Consider the following 17,866-nt stretch of genomic DNA (forward strand, 5'->3'; position numbering starts at 1 on the left):
CGTTCGTCGGGTGAGGGCGCTCCTGCACTTGGAGCCAGCCCGCCTTGATCACTGATCGGGTACACGAGCGGCGAGATGTCGCCGCCGCTGCGCCAAACCGATGATCAACGGGAAGCGCGGTCGGCGAGCCGACGAGCGCAGGCGCGGAGCCTGCCGCCAGGTCACCGCCTCGGCCGCCGTCCCCGACCCGGCGATCACCACCCGCTGCGGGTCGCCGGATGCTGATTGGTGATCGCTACGAGAAGCACCTGACGTCGCCGCGCCAGCACCCACGCACTGCTCGGACCGATCACCCGGCCGTGATCACCTCGACAAGTACGCCACTGTCGCAGCGCCCGCCCTCAGGTACTGATCGGACCGACCACCGCGCACCGCGTCCCGACCCGGTTCCCACCCCGCAGGCTCCTCCTGCTGCCGCCGCGCCGGTGGCGGATCTAGGCTTCCGCCGTGGTCACCGTCCGCCGCACCATCGATGCCCCGCCCGACGCCGTCTGGGCCGTCCTCGCCGACGGCTGGCTCTACCCCTCCTGGGTCGTCGGCGCCTCCCGCATGCGCGAGGTCGACCCGGCGTGGCCGGGGGTGGGTGCGCACCTGCACCACTCGGTCGGCACGTGGCCGGCGCTGCTGAACGACACCACCACGGTGCTGGCCAGCGTGCCGAAGCGGGAGCTCGTGCTGCGCGCCCGCGGGTGGCCGTTCGGCGAGGCCGAGGTCCGGCTGGTGCTGGAGGAGCACGCACAGGGCTGCGAGGTCGTGATGTCCGAGACGGCGCGCAGCGGGCCGGGCCGGTTGGTGCCCGAGCCCGCACAGTCGGTCCTGATCGGTCCCCGCAACGTCGAGTCCCTGCGCCGCCTCGCCTACCTCGCCGAGGGCGAGTCCCGGTAGATCAGCTCCAGCGCCGCCGACGTGACGCGGCGCCGGACCGCGCCGAGCGCCCGCTGCTCCCCGAGCGCGGCCCGGGCCGCGAGCCACCCGCACACGCCGTGCACACCGCCGCCGGGATGGGCGGCGGCGCTGCCCAGGTACAGCCCGCCGACGACGGTCTCGGACCGGCCGAGGCCGGGCACCGGCCGGAACACGAGCTGCTGGAACAGCTGCGCGGTGCCGCCGTTGACGGCGCCGTGCACGAGGTTCGGGTCTGCGGCCTGCAGGTCGCCCGGCCGCTGGACGGCGCGGTGCAGCACCGTGGCACCGAAGCCGGGGGCGAACTCCTCGACGGTCGCGTCGACCCGCCGGGCCAGCTCGTCGGCCGCGTCGTCGTCGCTCACCCCGCGCGGCAGGTGCGTGTAGGCCCAGGCGCTCTCCGTGCCCTCCGGGGACCGGCTCGGGTCCGCGGTGGTCATCTGCCCGAACAGCATGAACGGGGTCTGCGGGACCGCCCGCGACTCGATGTCGGCCGACCAGCGCGTGAGCCCGGCCTCGTCGGCGCCGAGGTGGACGGTGCCGGCTCCGGCCACGCCCGGGTTGCGCCACGGGATGGGGCCCTCCAGCGCCCAGTTGACCTTGACGACGGGGGTGTCCCACTCGAACCGGTCGAGGTCGGCGTGCAGCCGGGGCGGGAGCGCGTCGGCCGGCAGCAGGTCGCGGTAGAGCGTCGGCGCCGCGACGTCGGCGATCACGGCGCGTCGGGCACGCACGGTGAGACCGGTGGCGGAGTGCACGGCGACGGCGCGTCCGCCCCGCACGTCGATACGTTCCACGTGCTCGCCGGTGCACAGCTCGGCGCCCGCCGCCCGGGCCCGCCGGGCGAGGGTGGCGGCGAGCTCCCCGGCCCCGCCGACCGGCGCCGGGAACCCGTGCTTCTGACCCAGCATCGCGAGCAGCCAGCCGAAGACGCCGCTCACGGTGGCGTCGGGAGGGGCGTCGGCGTGCACGGCGTTGCCGGCGAGCAGCAGCCGGGCACCCTCGCCGGCGAACAGCTCCTCCCCCATGCGGCGGGCCGGCAGCGCGAGGAAGCGGGCCAGCCGCAGCGCGTCGGCCGTGCCGATGCGGCGCAGCAGCGCGGCCGGGCCCCGCACCGGCGGGAACGCGGTGAAGACCGTGCGCAGCACCGCGTCGCCGATCTCGTCCCACTGCGCGCACAGTGCCAACCAGGCGTCGCCGTCGCGCGGGTGGTGCTCGGCGAGGCCTGCGGCGGTGGCCTCGCGGTCGCGGTGCAGGACGGCGGCGGGTGCCCCGTCGGGCCGGACCGGGTGGGCCAGCACGGCCGGGGCGTGCGACCAGCGCAGCCCGCAGCGCTCCAGCTCGAGGGACCGCAGCACCGGCGACGCGGCCGAGAGCGGGTAGAACGCGCTGAACAGGTCGGCGGTGAAACCGGGGTGCAGCTCGGCGGAGCGCACGGCGCCGCCGAGGACGTCGGAGGACTCCAGCAGGCACACGTCCCAGCCGGCGTCGGCCAGCACGGCGGCCGCCACGAGCCCGTGGTGGCCCCCGCCGATCACGACGGCGTCGGCGGTTCGGATCGTCATGGCGCCACTATCGCCCGGGCCGCGGCATCGGGCACCCGCAGATGACCTCCGTGGTAATCGACGGGCGCACGTCGAGGCGCGAGGCTCGTCCCATGAGCACGAGGACGACCGTCGACGAGTTCCTGCGCCGGACCGCGGAAGGCGATCCCGAGCGGATCGCGGCGCTGTACGCCGACGAGGTGGAGTGGATGCTGGACTGGCCCGACGGCGACTACGCGGACACCGTGCCCTGGATCCGGCACCGCTCCACCCGCGCAGGCGTGGCCGAGCACTTCCGGCTGATCGCCGAGCACCACGTGCCGGAGGAGAGCACGACGACGCTGACGGCCGTGCTCGTCGACGGCGCCGACGCGGTGCTGCTCGGCGAGTTCCGCAACACCGCGAAGCCCACGGGTCGCCGCTACACCGCCGCGTTCGCCCTGCACCTGACCGTGGCGGACGGGCTGATCACCCGCCACCACGTCTACGAGGACAGCCTCGCGGTGGCCCGGGCGTTCGGCGCAGCGTGAGGGACGGGGTGGGGGACGGCGGTCAGAACAGGATGCCGTCGAGCTTCGGGTCGATCCCCGCTTCCCGGCAGTAGTCGGTGTAGCGCTGGAGCTTCCGCTCGGCCGTCTCGACCCAGGCGAGGTTGCCGTCGGCGTCCATGTACTCGATCGGGCCGTGGATGAAGAACAGCGTCATCATCGGCTCCGACTCGTCGTCGACGTCCGCGACGAGCGTGTGCACGTCGCCGGGCGGTTCGTAGACGTACGCGCCCGGGGTGGCCTGCCAGTCGTGCTCGATGTAGTGCCAGCGGCCCTGCAGCACCCAGCCCTCCACCTCGGCGAGGTGGCGGTGCCGGTTGACCACGCCGCTCTTGGCGACCTTGAGCAGGTTGACCCAGCTGCCCTTCTCCAGGTTGATGCGCACCGGCTTGAACCAGACGTTGTCCGATCCCTGCGGCACCCAGGGCAGATCGGCCGTCTGCACGAGGAAGTCGGCCGCGTGCTCGCTCGCAAGCTCGCTCATGCGCCCCGTTGTACCCCCGCACCCGTCGTCGCGTGAACCGCACATCGTGGATGCCGGCATCCGTCCCGCTGATGGTGCGCGCGCGATCCGACGCACATAGGGTCACGCAGTGCTGAGAGCGGACCTGCGGCTGGAGTGGCTCGTCTCGTTCCTCGCCGTGGTGGAGACGGGCAGCTTCGTGGCGGCCGCCGAGGTGACCCACCGGTCCCAGCCGCGGATCAGCATGCACGTGGCCGCGCTGGAACGCGGGGTGGGCCTGCCGCTGTTCAACCGCCGCAAACGGCCCGTGGAGCTCACGGAGGCGGGCAAGGCGCTGTCGGAGCACGCCCGCACCATCCTGCGCGAGGTCGAGGCCACCGAAGCCGCGATGGCGGCGTGGCGCGACGGCGCACGCGGCGTCGTCACGCTGGGCAGCCACCCCAGCGCCAGCGCCGCCTTCGTGCCCCACGTGCTCCGCGAAGCCGCACGCGTCAGTCCGGACGTGCGGGTCGTGCTGGTCGAACGCTCGACCCTGGAGCTGGACGACGCGCTGACCAGCGGCGAGATCGACCTGTGCATCCGGCCGATGACGCCGGCGCCCGCCCGTGCGAGCGTGCGTCAACACGTGCTGTGGCGCGAGCCGCTGGTCGCCCTGCACCCGCCCGACCACCCGCTCGCGGACCTGCCCGAGCCGCTGCCGGTGGCCGAGGTCGCCGCGCACCCGCTGCTGTCGATCGGGCGTCTGGACGCCCCGGAAACCGGCGAGTTCGAGTCCTACCGCCTGTTCCGGGAGTGCGGGTTCGAACTGGAGCCGGTGCAGGCCACCAACCAGCCGCAGACGCTGGTGTCGCTGGTGCGTCACGGCTTCGGTGTCGGGGTCACCAACTCGCTCGCCGCGGAGGTCACCGACACCAGCGACCTGTGCGTGCGCCGGCTGGAAGGCGCCGCCGGGCGCCGGGTCGCCGTGTACTGGGACTCGACGCGCCTGCTCACCGCCGCCGCTCGCACCCTGCTGCAGCAGATCGTGGCGCAGCCCCGCCCCGACGGCACCGAGCCCCCGGAACGCCCCGATCCACCACGCGAATAGCGCTATCCGGAACTCGGCCTTCCCCGTTCCCGGCGCTGCTCCTAGCGTCGCACCCGTGCCGGCCGCCGCATCTCCGTCCCCCTCCGTGCTCCAGGGCCGGACGGCCATGGTCACGGGCGCGGGCTCCGGGATCGGCCGCGCGATCGCCCTCGGGCTGGCAGCGGCCGGCGCGGATCTGCTGCTGCTGTCCGACCGCGACAACCTCGGCCCGGTCGCCGAGCAGGCCTGCGCCACGGGAGCGGCGGTCACCACCGAGCTGCTTGACCTGGCCGACCGCCCCGCCCGGCGGACCGCGATCGAGCGCCTGCTGGACGCGCACACCGTCGACGTGCTGGTCAACAACGCCGGGCTGATCCGGCGCGCCCCGGCCACCGAGTTCAGCGACGAGGACTGGTACGACGTCATCGAGCTGAACCTGCACGCCGCGTTCGAGCTGTGCCGCGCCGCCGGCCGGCGGATGGTGGCCCGCGGCTCCGGGAAGATCGTCAACGTCGGCTCGCTGCTGAGCTTCCAGGGCGGAGTGGTCGTGCCCTCCTACGCGGCCAGCAAGCACGCGCTCGTCGGGCTCACCCGCGCGCTCGCGAACGAGTGGGCCGCGCACGGCGTGAACGTCAACGCCATCGCCCCCGGCTACGTCACCACCGCCACCACGACGGCGCTGCGCGACGACGCGACCCGCAGCGCGGAGATCCTCGCGCGCATCCCGGCCGGCCGGTGGGCGCAGCCCGAGGACGTCGCCGGACCCGCCGTCTTCCTCGCCTCCCCCGCAGCCGACTACGTCCACGGGCACGTCCTCGTCGTCGACGGGGGTTGGTTGGCCCGGTAAGCAGATCGGAGGGTTCGACGATGAGCCACCTGAGCAGCCGCCGCCTCGCCGTACTGGCGGGCGGGCCACTCGTGCTCGTGCTCGCCGCCTGCGGCGGTGGTGGTGCGACGATCGACGACGACGTGAGCGGCGGCGAGGCACCGCAGCTCGTGACGGTCGACGCGGGCTACGTGTCCGCGGTCGACCAGCTCGGCCTCCCGATCGGCCTGGAGACCGGCGCGTTCGAGGAGCAGGGTCTGGACGTGCGGCTGGCCCAGCCGTTCCCCACGGGCGTCGACTCCCTCAACGCCCTGCAGGCCGGCGAGGTCGACTTCATCCAGGTCGGCACCCCCGCGATCGGTGCCGCGCAGCGCGGGCTCGACCTCGTGCTGCTCGGCAACTACTCCGGGTCGGCGAGCCAACAGGCGATCGACGACACGATGGCTGTGGTCGCGCGGCCGGGCTCGGGCATCAGCGGTGACGACCTCGCGACCCTGCGCGGCAAGCGCATCGGCGTGTCGATCGGCTCGATCAACCACCTGTACCTGATCGGGCTGCTGCAGGAGCTGCAGATCCCCGCCGGCGAGGTGGAGGTCGTGAACACGGCGCCGCCGGACATGCCGGTCGCCCTGCAGACCAGCGGCATCGACGCGGCGATCGTGTGGGACCCCTGGCCGATCACCATCGAGCAGCAGGTGCAGGGCGCCGAGGAGGTCGTGCGCGGCGGCGGCTACATCCCCTACGTCGGCTACATCGTCGCCATGCGGGAGTTCGTGGAGCAGAACCCGGACGTCGTCGCGCGGTTCCTCACCGCACGTGCCACGGCCGACCAGTGGATGCGCGAGAACCCCGACGAGGCCGCGGAGGCGGCCACCCGCTGGCTGCCCGGCACGGAGCCGGAGGTCGCGAGCGAGGCCATGCAGTACAACGTGGCGCAGCTGGACCCGCGGTTCTCCGCCTGCAACTACGCGGCCCTGGACACGGTGGCGCAGATGCTCGCCGAGCAGGGCGTCACCGAGCCCGGGTTCGCGGTGGCCGACAGGTTCGTGCCCGGCCCGATCACCACGGTCATGGAGGAACGCCCCGAGCTGTTCGACGACCTCCCGGCGATCCCGGAGCCCGCCCGCATCGGCGCCGACTTCGCCTACGAGCGCGAGGCCGCCCTCGCGGCCTGCCCCGCGACGTGACCGCCGCGGCGCCACCACCCGCAGCGCTGCGGGCGCGACCCCGCCGCCGCACGTCGTCGCCGCGGTCGTTGCTGGGATCGGCGCTCTGGTTCCTCGCGCCGTTCGCCGCGCTGCTGGCGGTGTGGGCCGCGGTGGTGGCCGCCACCGGGGTGCCGATGCGCATCTTCCCGCAGGTCACCGACGTGGTGCGAGCCCTGTTCGAGATGACCGCGAGCGGGGAGCTGTTCGTCCACCTCGGCGCCAGCCTGCGCCGGGTGCTGATCGGCTCGGCGCTGGCGATCGTCACCGCGCTGCCGTTTGGCGTGGCGCTCGGGGCGAGCCCGCGGCTCTCGGCGTTCTTCGCGCCGCTGCTGCGCTTCTCGGTGGCGCTGGCCGGCATCGCCTGGATCCCGATCGCGACGCTGTGGCTCGGCTACGGCGACGGGGCGGTGATCTTCATCGTGTGGAACGCGATGTTCTTCGCCCTCACCTACAACACCGTGCTCGGCGTGCGGCGCATCCCGCTCCCGCTGCTGCGCGCCGCGCGCAGCATGGGCACCGGGCGGCTGCGGATGTTCTGGGAGGTGCTGCTGCCCGGTGCGCTGCCGAGCGTGGTGACGGGGCTGCGGGTCGGGCTCGGCTACGGCTGGCGCGGGCTGGTGGCCGCGGAGATCATCGCCACCAGCGCGGGCCTGGGCTACGCCCTGTTCCTCGCCCAGAAGACGTTCTCGACGGACGTGATCATCGCGTCCATGGTGATCATCGGGCTGCTCTGGCTCGCGATGGACCGGCTGCTGCTCGCCCCGCTGGAGCGGCGCACCGTCCAGCGCTGGGGCATGACGGCGGGTGTGTCATGACGGTCCTCGCGAAGGGACTGCTCGGGAAGGGGCTGGCACGCCGGCTGAGCCGCAGTGGCGTGGTGCGCACGCTCGGCCCGTTCGTGCCGGTACTGGCGCTGTGGTGGCTGCTCGCGGAGCTGGAGCTGTTCCCACCCGCCTTCTTCGTGGGCCCGGACGTCGTGCTCACCGAGCTCGGCGGCCTGCTGGAGCGCGGGGTGCTGCCCGGCTACCTGTCCGACTCGCTCACCCGCCTCTGGTACGGCGTGCTCTTCGGGCTGCTGATCGGACTCCCGCTCGGGTTCCTCGTCGGGATGTCGACGGTCCTGCGCAGGCTGACCTGGCCGCTGCTGCTGTTCTTCCAGGCGATCGCCGACATCGCCTGGCTGCCGATCGTCATCGTCTGGTTCGGGTTCAGCCTCACCGCGGTGACGTTCGTGATCGTCTACACGATCGTCTTCCCGCTCGTGCTCAGCGTCGTGGCCGGGATCGAGCAGGTGCCCCAGGAGCTGGTGCGAGCGGCCCGCAGCCTGGGGGCCGGACGGTTCCGCGTGTTCGTCGAGGTGATCCTGCCCGGCGCGTTGCCGGCGGTGGCCAGCGGCGTGCGCACGGGGCTCGGCTACGGCTGGCGGGCGCTGGTCGCCGCCGAGATCATCGTCGGGACCAGCGGGATCGGATTCATGATGTTCGACGCCCGCCGCGTCGGGGACGTCTCCGAGGTCTTCCTCGGGATGATCGTGCTGGGCATCCTGTGGTATGCGCTCGACGCGCTGTTCCTCGCGCCGTTCGAGCACGCCACGGTGGAACGTTGGGGACTGGTCCGTCAGGAGGCCGCAGCATGACGGCATTGCAGATCGAGCACCTGCACAAGACCTACACCGACGGCTACACCGGCGAGGAGGTGGTCGCGATCGGCGACGTGTCGTTCGACGTCGCCGAGGGCGAGTTCGTGTCCGTGCTCGGCCCGAGCGGCTGCGGCAAGACCACCGTGCTGAACATCGTCGCGGGATTCGTCGAGGCGGGCGGCGGCACGGTCACCGTGGCCGGGAAGCCGGTTCACGGCCCCGGGCCGGACCGGGGTGTGGTGTTCCAGGACCACGCCCTGTTCCCGTGGAAGACGGTGCAGGGAAACGTGACGTTCGGGCTGCGCATGCGCGGCGTCGCGAAGGCCCAGCGCGAGGCGACCGCCGCGGAGTACCTGCAGCTCGTCGGCCTGACCGGGTTCGAGCACCGCTACCCGCACGAGCTGTCGGGCGGCATGGCGCAGCGGCTGGGCGTGGCCCGGGTGCTCGCCAACGAGCCCGCCGTGATGCTCATGGACGAGCCGTTCGCCAGCATCGACGCCCAGACCCGCCGCAAGCTGCAGGAGGACCTCACGCGGATCTTCCAGGCGCGCCGCCCGACGGTGTTCTTCGTGACCCACGACGTGGACGAGGCGGTGTTCCTGTCCGACCGGGTCGTGGTGCTCACCGGACGGCCGAGCCGGGTGCACGAGATCGTCACGGTCGACCTGCCGCGGCCGCGCGAGTGGCGCACGACCGGGGAGCTGGACCGGTTCCGCAGCACCCGCAACCGCATCACCGACCTGCTCGCGGGGGACGAGGCCGATGTTGTCCCGGATCCTGCGTAACGGCCCCCTGCGCCGCATCGCGGTGGTGGTCCTGCTGGTGCTGCTCTACCAGGGTTGGCTCGGCGTGCAGGCCATCGGGAAGGCCGACCCGAGCGTGGGGGCCGACCCCGACGACCGCGGCCGCTTCCCGGTCGACGTCGTGCTCGACTTCCCGCCCGAGCGCTACCACGTGTTGGAGCTGCAGAAGCACGGACGGGTCGCGGGAACCGACGGCATGGTCGTCCACCTGCGCGGGGTCTCGCCTGCGGGGCTGGACGCCCTGGCGAGGGAGTACTGGATCGAGGGTCTGACGACCCCGACGGGAGCCGCCGAGCCGTAGACCCGCAACCCCATCCGCACCGGGTTGTGCGGCCCAGTTGGGGCGGCGCGTCTCCATGCCTTTCCTGCTCCTAGGCTGCCCACGTCCCCCTACTGCCGGAGGTTGGATCGCGCGTGGCTCCGCCGTCCGTCCGCACCCGCGCCTCCAGGGCGCTCGCACTCGCCGTCGCGGTGGTGCTGCCCGCCGCGTGCAGCACCGTCGCCCCGGGCGAGGCACCTGCGGCCGGGGCACGCGAGGAGCTGGCGCGCAACGTCATCCTGCTGCTGGGCGACGGCCTCGGGCAGCCGCAGCGCGAGTTCCTCCACATGGCCATCGCCGGGCCGAGCGGACAGCTCGCGATGGATCGCCTCGACGTCACCGGCTCGGTCGACACCACGCCCGCCGCTTCCGACCAGGTCACCGACTCCGCGGCCGCGGCCACCGCCTTCGCCACCGGTGTGCGGACCACCAACGGCGCGGTCGGCGTCGACGTCGACGGCGAGCCGCTGACGACCGCCCTGGAGCTGGCCCGCGACGCCGGGAAGGCGACCGGGCTGGTCACCACCTCGCAGGTCACGGACGCCAGCCCGGCCGCGTTCGCCGCGCACGTCACCGACCGCGACCTGCAGAGCGAGATCGCGGAGCAGTACCTGGAGGACGCCCGCGTGGACGTCATCCTCGGCGGTGGGCAGGACCACTGGCTCCCCGAGGGGGAGCAGAGCGGCTCCGAAGACGAGGACGACGAGGACGAGGACGAGGCGGCGCCCGACGACGCGGACGGACGGTCGCACGGCGACCTGATCGCGCGCGCCACCCGGCTCGGCTACACGCACGTCTCCGACGCCGCCGGCCTCGCGGCCGCGGACAGCGAGAAGCTGCTGGGGCTCTTCGCCGCCCAGGAGATGTTCGAGAAGGGCGACGACGGCGAGGGCCGGTACGCGCCCGCGGTCCCGCTGCCGGACATGACGCGGGCCGCGCTGGGCGCGCTCGACCGGCGCGAGGCCGGGTTCTTCCTCCTCGTCGAGGAGGAAGGCATCGACGAGATGGCCCACCAGAACAACGCCGCGCAGATGCTGGAGGCGGGCCGGGCGCTGGAGGGCGCTGTCGAGGTCGCGCTGCAGTTCCAGGCGGCGAACCCGGACACGCTGATCGTCGTCGCCGGTGACCACGAGACCGGCGGCATGGAGGTCACCGACACCGCTGCGGGCGCCCCACCCGCCGGCGAGGACGGCCCGTTCCCGGTCACCGACTCCGACCGGCAGCTGTGGGTCGACTGGTCGACCGCGGACCACACCGGTGCGCCCACCCCGATCACCGCCGGCGGGCCGGGCGCCGAGGCGTTCGAGGGCGACATCCAGAACACCGGGGTCTTCACGGGCGTGATGGAGTCGATGAGCCTCGCCAACTGACGGCAGCGCCGCGACGGAGGGAGCACGGATGACGAACCGCTTCGAGGGACGGCGCGTGGCCGTCACGGGAGCCGCCGGCGGGATCGGGCTCGCGATCTGCGAGAGCCTCGCCGGGCAGGGCGCGCAGGTGTACGGCCTCGACCTGAAGGGGCTCGACGCCCTGCCGGCCGGCGTCACCGGGCAGCCCGTCGACGTCACCTCGGAGGAGTCCGTCGTCGCCGCGGTGCGGGCTCTCTACGCCGCCGACGACCGCCCCGTCGACCTGGTGAACGGCGCCGGCATCGTCGAGGACGTCCCGGCCGAGGAGATGCCGGTCGCGGAGTTCGACCGGATCCTCTCGGTGAACCTGCGCGGCGTGTTCCTCACGTGCCGCGAGTTCGGCCGAGAGCTGCTCGCCCGCGGCGGCGGCGCGATCGTCAACATCGCGTCCATGTCGGGCAACGCGGTCGTCAACCACCCGCAACGCCAGTGCGCCTACAACACCTCGAAGGCCGGGGTCAGCGCGCTCACCCGCTCGCTCGCCGTGGAGTGGGGCCCGCGCGGCGTGCGGATCAACGCCGTCTCCCCCGGCTACGTGCAGACCCCGCTCACCATGGCGAAGGACGACCTGCACCCGCAGTGGATGCGCGAGACCCCGCTCGGGCGGTTCGGGCAGCCGAGGGAGGTCGCGAAGGCCGTGGAGTACCTCCTGAGCGAGGACGCCGCCTTCTGCTGCGGCACGGAACTGCTGATCGACGGCGGGTTCTCCCTGCGCTGACCGCGTTCCGCGGGGAGGAACGAGCGCGGCAACAGCGGGGTAGCAGGCTCACGGGCCCGGCTCCGCCACCAGCCGCCTGCCGGCGTCGGCCGGGCGCACGTGCGGCCCCGCCGGGACGTGCCAGTTCCCGGTGGCCTGGTGCGCGGCGATCGCGGCCTCGTCGACCTCGACGCCGATGCCCGGACGCTCCCCCAGCAGGATCCGCCCGCCCTCGACGCGGACGTCGACGTCCAGGCCGACGGGATGGGCGAGGTCCTGCAGCTCGCACACGAGGTGGTTGGGCACCGCGGCCGCAGCGTGGGCGAGCGTCATGGGGGTCGAGCCGACCGGGCTGACCGGCAGGTCGTGGGCGTGGGCGAGCACCGCGACGCGCAGGAAGTGCGTGATCCCCCACACCGCGCCGGCCTGCACGATGTCGACCGCGCCCGCGGCGAGCAGGCCGCGGTACTGCTCGAGCCCCGTGAGGTTCTCCCCGGTTGCGACGGAGGTACGGACGCCGCTGGTGACCGCGGCCAGCCCGGCGGCGTCCCAGCGCCGCACGGGCTCCTCGATCCACGTCAGGTCGAGGGTCCGTTCCAGCTCCGCCACGTGGCGCACGGCCTGCTTGCGGGTCCAGGCCTCGTTGGCGTCGAGCATGAGCGCGGGCCGCACGCCGGGATGGGCCTCGGCCAGGACGTCCCGGACCAGTTCGAGGCGCTCCCGGTCCCGTGCGACGTCGAGCCCGCCCTTCAGCTTCGCGGCGGTGAGCCCGCGCTCGGCGAAGCGCCCGTAGAGGGTGGCGAGCTCCTCGGCGGGCACCGCGATGTCCAGGCCCGACGCGTACGCCCGCACCTCGCCCCGCCGGGCCCCGAGGCAGCGCCACAGCGGCTCTCCCGCGGCCTTCGCCTTGAGGTCCCAGAGTGCGGTGTCGAGCGCCCCGATCGTGCCGAACACCGCCCCGGCGTGCCCGGTCTTGAACACGCGGTCGAGCATCCGGTCGTAGAGGGCGGTGGTGGCGCGCGGGTCCTCGCCGTCGATCGCCGGGAACACCCGCTCCAACTCCGGGTGCGGGCCGATGCCGACGCCGGTCAGACCCACGTCGGTCTCCACCAGTACGAGCGGGACCTCGGTGACGCCCTCGGCGATCACACCGTTCGCGTCGCCGACCGGGCGGCCCCAGTGGTGGACGGTGGCCAGGGTGCGGTAACCCGTGATGCGCACGTCGTTCAGCCCTTCATCGATCCTGCGGCGGAGGGGACCGCGCGGCGGGCGCGGGCGAGCACCTGGGTGTCGTGCGCGTAGCGGCGCACCCGCAACAGCGCCACCACCACGACGGGCGCGGCCACGAGCGCCAGCGGCGGGAACAGTGCGAGCCCGGCCGCGGCGGCGCCGAGCCCGACGACCGCGCAGGCGCGCCAGCCGCGCAGCCGGACCCGGTAGACCTCGTGGGTACGCCGGATCGCGGCGGACTCCGGCCCGTCCGGCTCGCGGGCCGCCGGTGGCGCGGCGGCAGGCACCCGGCCCCGGGTGACCGCGAGCACCGCCGCGACGAGCGCCGTCCCGGCGAGCAGCAGGGCCTCCCGGGAGGACCCGTCGCCGGCGCGCAACCCCGCCAGCACGCCGAGGCACGCGGCGGCGACGGCCCAGGCGATCGCGCGGCCGCTCACGCGAGCACCCCGACGGCCTGCAGGATCGCCACGACCCCGAACGCGGTGAGCATGATCCCGGCGACGAGGGTGGTCCACCACCCGAGGCCACGCAGCCGGTAGGACCGCGGCAGGACCTTCCGCTCGGTCCACAGCATCGCGAACGCCATGGTCCCGACGCCGAGCACGCCGCCGACGAGCGAGGTCGGGGTGAGCAGCACGACGGGGTCGATCCCGGTCCAGATCAGCAGCAACGAGAACACGAGCACGTACGGGTAGACCCACCGGCGGGTGGCGCGCAGGCCGCGCAGCCGGACCGTCCGGCTCAGCGCGGCGACCGACTCGTGCGCCGTGGTGGCGTAGACCTCCCACAGGGCCAGCACCGTGCCGAAGAAGGCGAAGAAGATCGCCACGTAGTAGAGGTAGACCAGGCCGGGCCAGACCACCTCGAGGAAGCTCGCCTGGTTGGCCAGGAGCTCGTCGTCCACCGGGACCAGCTGCCTGCTGTGCAGCAGGTTGGCGCCGTTGATGACGAAGGCGGCGGTGAACACGACGACCGCGATCCCGGAGAGCAGGACGTCGCCGAACGGTGCGAGGGTCCACGCCCGCGCCCGCGCGACTTGCTCCGCGTCCTCGGGCAGCGGCAGGTGCCCTCCCTTCTCCACGTGGGCGTAGCGGGCCTCGAGCTGCGCGATCTCCTCGCGCCCGAGCAGGCCCCACTTCTTCTCGCGCAGCAGGCCGGTGTAGCCGATGAAGTCGAAGACCCCGCCGCCGATGCCGCCCATGTACATGACGACCTCGACCCAGACGGGCCGTTCGGCCACCGACGGGTAGGAGGTGAACACCCACCCCTCGAACTCGGGCATCTGCGGCAGCAGGCCGGCCAGCACGGCCGGCCAGTCCGGGCGGGCCCAGAACACCGCGACGAGGACGGCCGCGAGCATCAGCCCGACCAGGGCCGTCTGCACCCGCTCGAGGAGCTGGTAGCCGCCCACCCAGGACAGCCCGCAGCAGACGACCAGCAGGATCGTGGCCCAGAGGACGCCGGTGCCACCGAGCAGCGCGGCCGCGTAGTCGCCGACGATCAGCGACACCCCGGCCGCCGCGGTGGGGAACGACAGGATCGCCAGCCCACCGAGCACGGCCGGGTACCAGCCGCGCGGCCCGGGGATCGACGTCACCCACCGCGTCATCGGGTGCTCGCCGGTGAGGACGGCATAGCGGTTGGCGGAGTACATGATCGCGCTCTTGAGCACCGCGCCGAACACGAGCGCCCAGATGATCGTGTAGCCGAAGACCGCGCCACCGCGGGCGGCGAACACGGTCTCGCCGCTGCCGATCGTGATCGAGGCGAGCACCGCACCGGGGCCGAACACGGCGAACGCGCCGCGCACCGAGAACGTGCGGAAGGGCGGCTCCGGGTAGGTGAGAGCGCCGACCCCCTGCGGGTCGATCGGGTGTCTGCTCGTCGGGTGCGGCTGCGCGACGTCGTCGTCCACCGTCGTCCTTTCAGAGGGAATCGGGCTGCGACAACATAAGACGTATGACGAATGACGTCAATGCTGCCGGTGGGCCGATCCCACGGGCAACGTCCGGTACGGTCGCGCCATGACCGCCGACGTGCGCCCTCCCGGCGGTCCGCTCGACACCCCGGCCTGGACCCGGCGGCCTGCGGGGCTCTCCACGGCCGTCACGCACGAGCTGGTGCGGCGGATCGTCTCCGGCGCCCTCCCCGCGGGCAGCGCGCTGCCGACCGAGCCGACGCTGTGCGAAACCTTCTCCGTCAGCCGCACCGTCGTGCGCGAGTCGGTGAAGATGCTGCAGGAGAAGGGGCTCGTGCTCGTCCGCCAGGGCTCCGGCACCGTGATCACCGCTCCGGACTCGTGGAACCTGCTCGACCAGCAGGTCCTCGCCGCGGCCATCGAGGGCGACCGCGATTCCGGCATCCTCGACGACCTCGTGGTCACCCGCCGGCTCCTGGAGGCGGACATGGCGTTCGTCGCGGCCCGCACCATCGACGACGAGGGCCTCACGCGGTTGCGCGGCCTCGTCGACCTGATGGACACCCTCGTCACCGACTGGGCGGGCTACATGCCGCGCGACAAGGAGTTCCACGACGTGATCATGAACGCGTCCGGGAACCGGATCGCCCGGGGCGTCGTGCGCTCGTTGGAGTTCCAGGCCGCCGACACCGCCCGGTACATCGGCAGCCCCGATGCCGCGGGCTGCACCGCCTCCAACCGGGGACACCGCGAGATCTACGAGCGGATCGTCGCGCGCGACGGCGCCGGGGCCGCGGAGGCGATGGCGCGCCACATCAGCGAGGCCTGGCTCGCCCGCCGGGCCGACCGGGTGGGCGCCGAGCGCCTCGAACGCTGACCCGCCGCGGCGCGCTCACCGCAGGTGACGCAGCGCGGGGTGGGCGAACGCCTCGGGGTTGACGACGTGCGGCGGGCGCCGCGCGTCCCGCACGTCGAGCGCCGCCCGGATCGCCGCCGTGCCGTTCGCGAGCCCGAGCTCGTCGGTCCAGCAGGTGGCGTGCGGGCTGAACAGGGTGTTCGGGGCGGAGAGGATGGGGTCGTCGGGTGCGGGTGGCTCCTCGCGGAAGACGTCGAGCGCGGCGCCGGCGATGCTCCCGGTGCTCAGCGCGGCGGCCAGCGCGTCCTGGTCGACGATCGGCCCGCGTGCGACGTTGACGAGGAACGCCGTGGGCTTCATGCGCTCCAGCGCCGCGGCGTCGACGAGCCCCCGCGTGCCCTCGGTGAGCGCCGCCGTGACGAGCACGATGTCGGCCCCGGCGAGCACCGTGTGCAGGTCGCCGAGCTCGACGCCCGCGGCCGCGGCGGCCGCGGTGTCGGCGTACGGGTCGTGGGCGATCTGGCGCATCCCGAGGGGCGCGAACATCGTGCTGACGGTCCGGCCGATGTTGCCCCAGCCGACGAACCCGAGGGTGCGCCCGGTCAGACCGGTGCCCATGTGGTCGAGCCGGTCCTGCCAGCGGTGCTCGCGTACCAGGCGGTCCTTGTCCCGCAGCCGGTGGGAGATCCCGAGCACCAGCGCCAGCGCCGCCTGCGCGACGGGCCGGGCGACGGCGTCGCGGGTGATCGTGAGCAGCGTGCCGTTCGCGGTGACCGCGGGGACGTCGACGTTGTCGTAGCCCACGCCGAAGCGGGCGACGACGCGCAGCCGGTCGGCCTGCTCGAGGGACCGGGCGGTCACCCGGGGCAGGAGACCGACCAGCGCGTCCAGGCCGGCCAGCTGCTCCGGCGGTATCTCCCCCTCGGTGACCTCCAGGAACCGGTGCTCGACGCCGGGGTCGTCCGCGAGCAGCGACAGCCCGATGTCGCCCCACCCGATGCGACCGTCCGGGGTCAGGAAATCGCCGGTCAGCCCGACCTGGAAGGTCATCAGCTCGTCCTCTCGGTCACGACGGGGCGGGCGGTGCGGCTGACCCGCACCATGAGCAGCGCCGACAGCAGCATCAGCGCGCCCACCCCGAACATCGGCACGTGGTAGGAGCCGGTGAGGTCGGCGAGCACACCGGTGACGTACGGGGCTGCGAATCCCGCGGTGTTGCCCACGGTGTTGATCAGCGCGATGCCGGCCGCGGCGGCGGCACCGTGCAGGAAGCGCGGCGGGAACGTCCAGAAGTTCGGCATGCCGGCGAAGATCGCACACGCCGTCACCGTGATCACCGCGATGGTCGCCGCGGGCGAACCGGCGTAGAGCGCCAGCGGGATGCTCACCCCACCGACGACGGCCGGCCCCGCGACGTGCCAGGTGCGGACGCCGCGCCGGGTGGCGTCGCGGCACCACAGGTAGAGCACGACGGCGGCCGGCAGGTACGGCACGGCCGTCACGAGGCTGGTCTCCCACACCCCGAACTCCTGGCCGGACCCCGCCTCGAACCCGGCGATGATCGTGGGCAGGAAGAAGGCCAGCGCGTAGAGCCCGTAGATGAACCCGAACGCCACGAGCGCGAGGCACCAGACCCGCCCGTCGACGAGCGCGTGGCGCACGGAGCCGGAGTGGTGCCCCGTCCCGGCCGTCTCCGCGGTCTCCCGCTGAAGCGCCGCCGTCAGCCAGGCCTTCTCGCGCGCGTCGAGCCAGCGGGCGTCGGCGGGCCGGTCCGGGAGGTAGAACCAGGCGATGACGCCGACCACGATCGCGGGCACCGCGACGCCGAGGAACATGAAGCGCCACCCGTCCAGCCCGAACAGCCCGTCCCCGCCCGCGATGAGCGCGCCCGCGAGCGGCGCACCGATCACGGTGGTGAGGGGCTGGGCGAGGTAGAACAGCGCGAGGACGCGGCTGCGGTGGCGGGCGGGCACCCACTGGGTGAGGAACAGGATCGCCCCGGGGAAGAAGCCGGCCTCGGCCACGCCCAGCAGGAAGCGCAGGACGTAGAGGCTCTCGGCGTTGCCCACCCAGGTGAACAGGGCCGCGACGAGGCCCCACGACACCATGATCCGCGCCAGCCAGCGCCGCGCCCCGAAGCGGTGCAGCGCGAGGTTGCTGGGGACCTCCAGCAGGATGTAGCCGACGAAGAAGACGCCGGAGGCGAACCCGAACTGCGCCGCGGAGAGCGCGAGGTCGGCGTTCATCCCGTTCGGTCCGGCGAACGCGATCGCCGTCCGGTCCAGGTAGTTGATGAAGAACATCAGGGCGACGAACGGCACGAGCCGCACGGCGACCTTGCGGATGGTGGACGTCTCGACGGGATCGGGATCGACGGGTGTCACGAGGACCTCCCTCTGACGGCGACGGTGCCGGCTCGGCGACCGTAACCACGCCC

General features: G+C 73.4%; 19 protein-coding genes. 12 read left to right on the forward strand and 7 right to left on the reverse strand.

Annotated elements, in window-relative coordinates; translation table 11 throughout:
* Positions 1-447 precede the first annotated feature (447 nt).
* Positions 448-885, forward strand: a complete 438-nt coding sequence (locus CFP66_RS29480; RefSeq protein ID WP_094928464.1) for an SRPBCC family protein — start codon at positions 448-450, stop codon at positions 883-885.
* Here the strand turns inward: CFP66_RS29480 and CFP66_RS29485 are convergent.
* Positions 858-2,468 carry an NAD(P)/FAD-dependent oxidoreductase gene (locus CFP66_RS29485; RefSeq protein WP_094928465.1) on the reverse strand — a complete coding sequence of 537 codons (1,611 nt, stop codon included), beginning with the start codon at positions 2,466-2,468 and terminating at the stop codon, positions 858-860. The two genes, CFP66_RS29480 and CFP66_RS29485, sit on opposite strands and share 28 nt — an antisense overlap.
* A 92-nt stretch (positions 2,469-2,560) precedes the next feature.
* Here CFP66_RS29485 and CFP66_RS29490 point away from each other — a divergent pair, with 92 nt between their 5' ends.
* Positions 2,561-2,977, forward strand: a complete 417-nt coding sequence (locus CFP66_RS29490; RefSeq protein WP_094928467.1) for a nuclear transport factor 2 family protein — start codon at positions 2,561-2,563, stop codon at positions 2,975-2,977.
* Positions 2,978-2,999: 22 nt separating this feature from the next.
* Here the strand turns inward: CFP66_RS29490 and CFP66_RS29495 are convergent, their stop codons facing one another.
* Positions 3,000-3,479, reverse strand: coding sequence for a 2,4'-dihydroxyacetophenone dioxygenase family protein (locus CFP66_RS29495; RefSeq protein WP_198961738.1), 480 nt, complete (start codon positions 3,477-3,479; stop codon positions 3,000-3,002).
* A gap of 109 nt (positions 3,480-3,588) precedes the next feature.
* Here CFP66_RS29495 and CFP66_RS29500 point away from each other — a divergent pair, with 109 nt between their 5' ends.
* From CFP66_RS29500 to CFP66_RS29540, 9 genes are all read left to right on the forward strand, one after another.
* On the forward strand, positions 3,589-4,545 hold the full coding sequence (locus CFP66_RS29500; protein WP_094928469.1) for a LysR family transcriptional regulator: 957 nt from the start codon (positions 3,589-3,591) through the stop codon (positions 4,543-4,545).
* A gap of 55 nt (positions 4,546-4,600) precedes the next feature.
* Entirely contained in the window at positions 4,601-5,371 is a 771-nt protein-coding gene (locus CFP66_RS29505) for an SDR family oxidoreductase (RefSeq protein WP_255413903.1), read from the forward strand.
* A 20-nt stretch (positions 5,372-5,391) separates the two neighbouring features.
* Complete coding sequence (locus tag CFP66_RS29510; protein ID WP_094928471.1) at positions 5,392-6,537, forward strand: ABC transporter substrate-binding protein; 1,146 nt, start codon at positions 5,392-5,394, stop codon at positions 6,535-6,537.
* Complete coding sequence (locus CFP66_RS29515) at positions 6,534-7,373, forward strand: ABC transporter permease (RefSeq protein WP_198961739.1); 840 nt, start codon at positions 6,534-6,536, stop codon at positions 7,371-7,373. The genes CFP66_RS29510 and CFP66_RS29515 overlap by 4 nt, the downstream gene beginning before the upstream one ends.
* On the forward strand, positions 7,370-8,194 hold the full coding sequence (locus CFP66_RS29520; RefSeq protein ID WP_094928473.1) for an ABC transporter permease: 825 nt from the start codon (positions 7,370-7,372) through the stop codon (positions 8,192-8,194). The genes CFP66_RS29515 and CFP66_RS29520 overlap by 4 nt, the downstream gene beginning before the upstream one ends.
* Entirely contained in the window at positions 8,191-8,982 is a 792-nt protein-coding gene (locus CFP66_RS29525) for an ABC transporter ATP-binding protein (protein WP_094928475.1), read from the forward strand. Before CFP66_RS29520 ends, CFP66_RS29525 begins: the two co-directional genes overlap by 4 nt.
* Positions 8,960-9,301: a hypothetical protein gene (locus CFP66_RS29530; RefSeq protein WP_094928476.1), complete on the forward strand. Its 342-nt coding sequence runs from the start codon at positions 8,960-8,962 to the stop codon at positions 9,299-9,301. Before CFP66_RS29525 ends, CFP66_RS29530 begins: the two co-directional genes overlap by 23 nt.
* A gap of 113 nt (positions 9,302-9,414) precedes the next feature.
* Positions 9,415-10,689, forward strand: a complete 1,275-nt coding sequence (locus tag CFP66_RS29535) for an alkaline phosphatase (RefSeq protein WP_158228268.1) — start codon at positions 9,415-9,417, stop codon at positions 10,687-10,689.
* 28 nt (positions 10,690-10,717) lie between these two features.
* Positions 10,718-11,446 carry an SDR family NAD(P)-dependent oxidoreductase gene (locus tag CFP66_RS29540; protein ID WP_094928478.1) on the forward strand — a complete coding sequence of 243 codons (729 nt, stop codon included), beginning with the start codon at positions 10,718-10,720 and terminating at the stop codon, positions 11,444-11,446.
* Positions 11,447-11,494: 48 nt separating this feature from the next.
* Here the strand turns inward: CFP66_RS29540 and CFP66_RS29545 are convergent, their stop codons facing one another.
* From CFP66_RS29545 to CFP66_RS29555, 3 genes are read right to left on the reverse strand one after another with little or no spacing between them, the layout of a single operon-like run.
* Positions 11,495-12,646: a mandelate racemase/muconate lactonizing enzyme family protein gene (locus CFP66_RS29545; protein ID WP_094928479.1), complete on the reverse strand. Its 1,152-nt coding sequence runs from the start codon at positions 12,644-12,646 to the stop codon at positions 11,495-11,497.
* A 5-nt stretch (positions 12,647-12,651) separates the two neighbouring features.
* On the reverse strand, positions 12,652-13,092 hold the full coding sequence (locus CFP66_RS29550; RefSeq protein WP_094928480.1) for a hypothetical protein: 441 nt from the start codon (positions 13,090-13,092) through the stop codon (positions 12,652-12,654).
* Positions 13,089-14,570 (reverse strand): Nramp family divalent metal transporter, encoded by a 1,482-nt coding sequence (locus CFP66_RS29555; protein WP_094928481.1) that lies wholly within the window; start codon positions 14,568-14,570, stop codon positions 13,089-13,091. The genes CFP66_RS29550 and CFP66_RS29555 overlap by 4 nt, the downstream gene beginning before the upstream one ends.
* Positions 14,571-14,679: 109 nt before the next feature.
* Between CFP66_RS29555 and CFP66_RS29560 the strand changes: the two genes are divergently transcribed.
* Positions 14,680-15,450: a FadR/GntR family transcriptional regulator gene (locus tag CFP66_RS29560; RefSeq protein WP_094928482.1), complete on the forward strand. Its 771-nt coding sequence runs from the start codon at positions 14,680-14,682 to the stop codon at positions 15,448-15,450.
* 15 nt (positions 15,451-15,465) lie between these two features.
* Here CFP66_RS29560 and CFP66_RS29565 read toward each other — a convergent pair whose 3' ends face one another.
* Both CFP66_RS29565 and CFP66_RS29570 read right to left on the reverse strand, forming a co-directional pair.
* Complete coding sequence (locus CFP66_RS29565; RefSeq protein WP_094928483.1) at positions 15,466-16,479, reverse strand: D-isomer specific 2-hydroxyacid dehydrogenase family protein; 1,014 nt, start codon at positions 16,477-16,479, stop codon at positions 15,466-15,468.
* Positions 16,479-17,813, reverse strand: a complete 1,335-nt coding sequence (locus CFP66_RS29570) for an MFS transporter (protein WP_233159806.1) — start codon at positions 17,811-17,813, stop codon at positions 16,479-16,481. The genes CFP66_RS29565 and CFP66_RS29570 overlap by 1 nt, the downstream gene beginning before the upstream one ends.
* Between the last annotated feature and the right edge of the window lie 53 nt (positions 17,814-17,866).

Origin of the sequence: Pseudonocardia sp. MH-G8 (assembly GCF_002262885.1) — a bacterium.
Lineage (GTDB): Bacteria > Actinomycetota > Actinomycetes > Mycobacteriales > Pseudonocardiaceae > Pseudonocardia.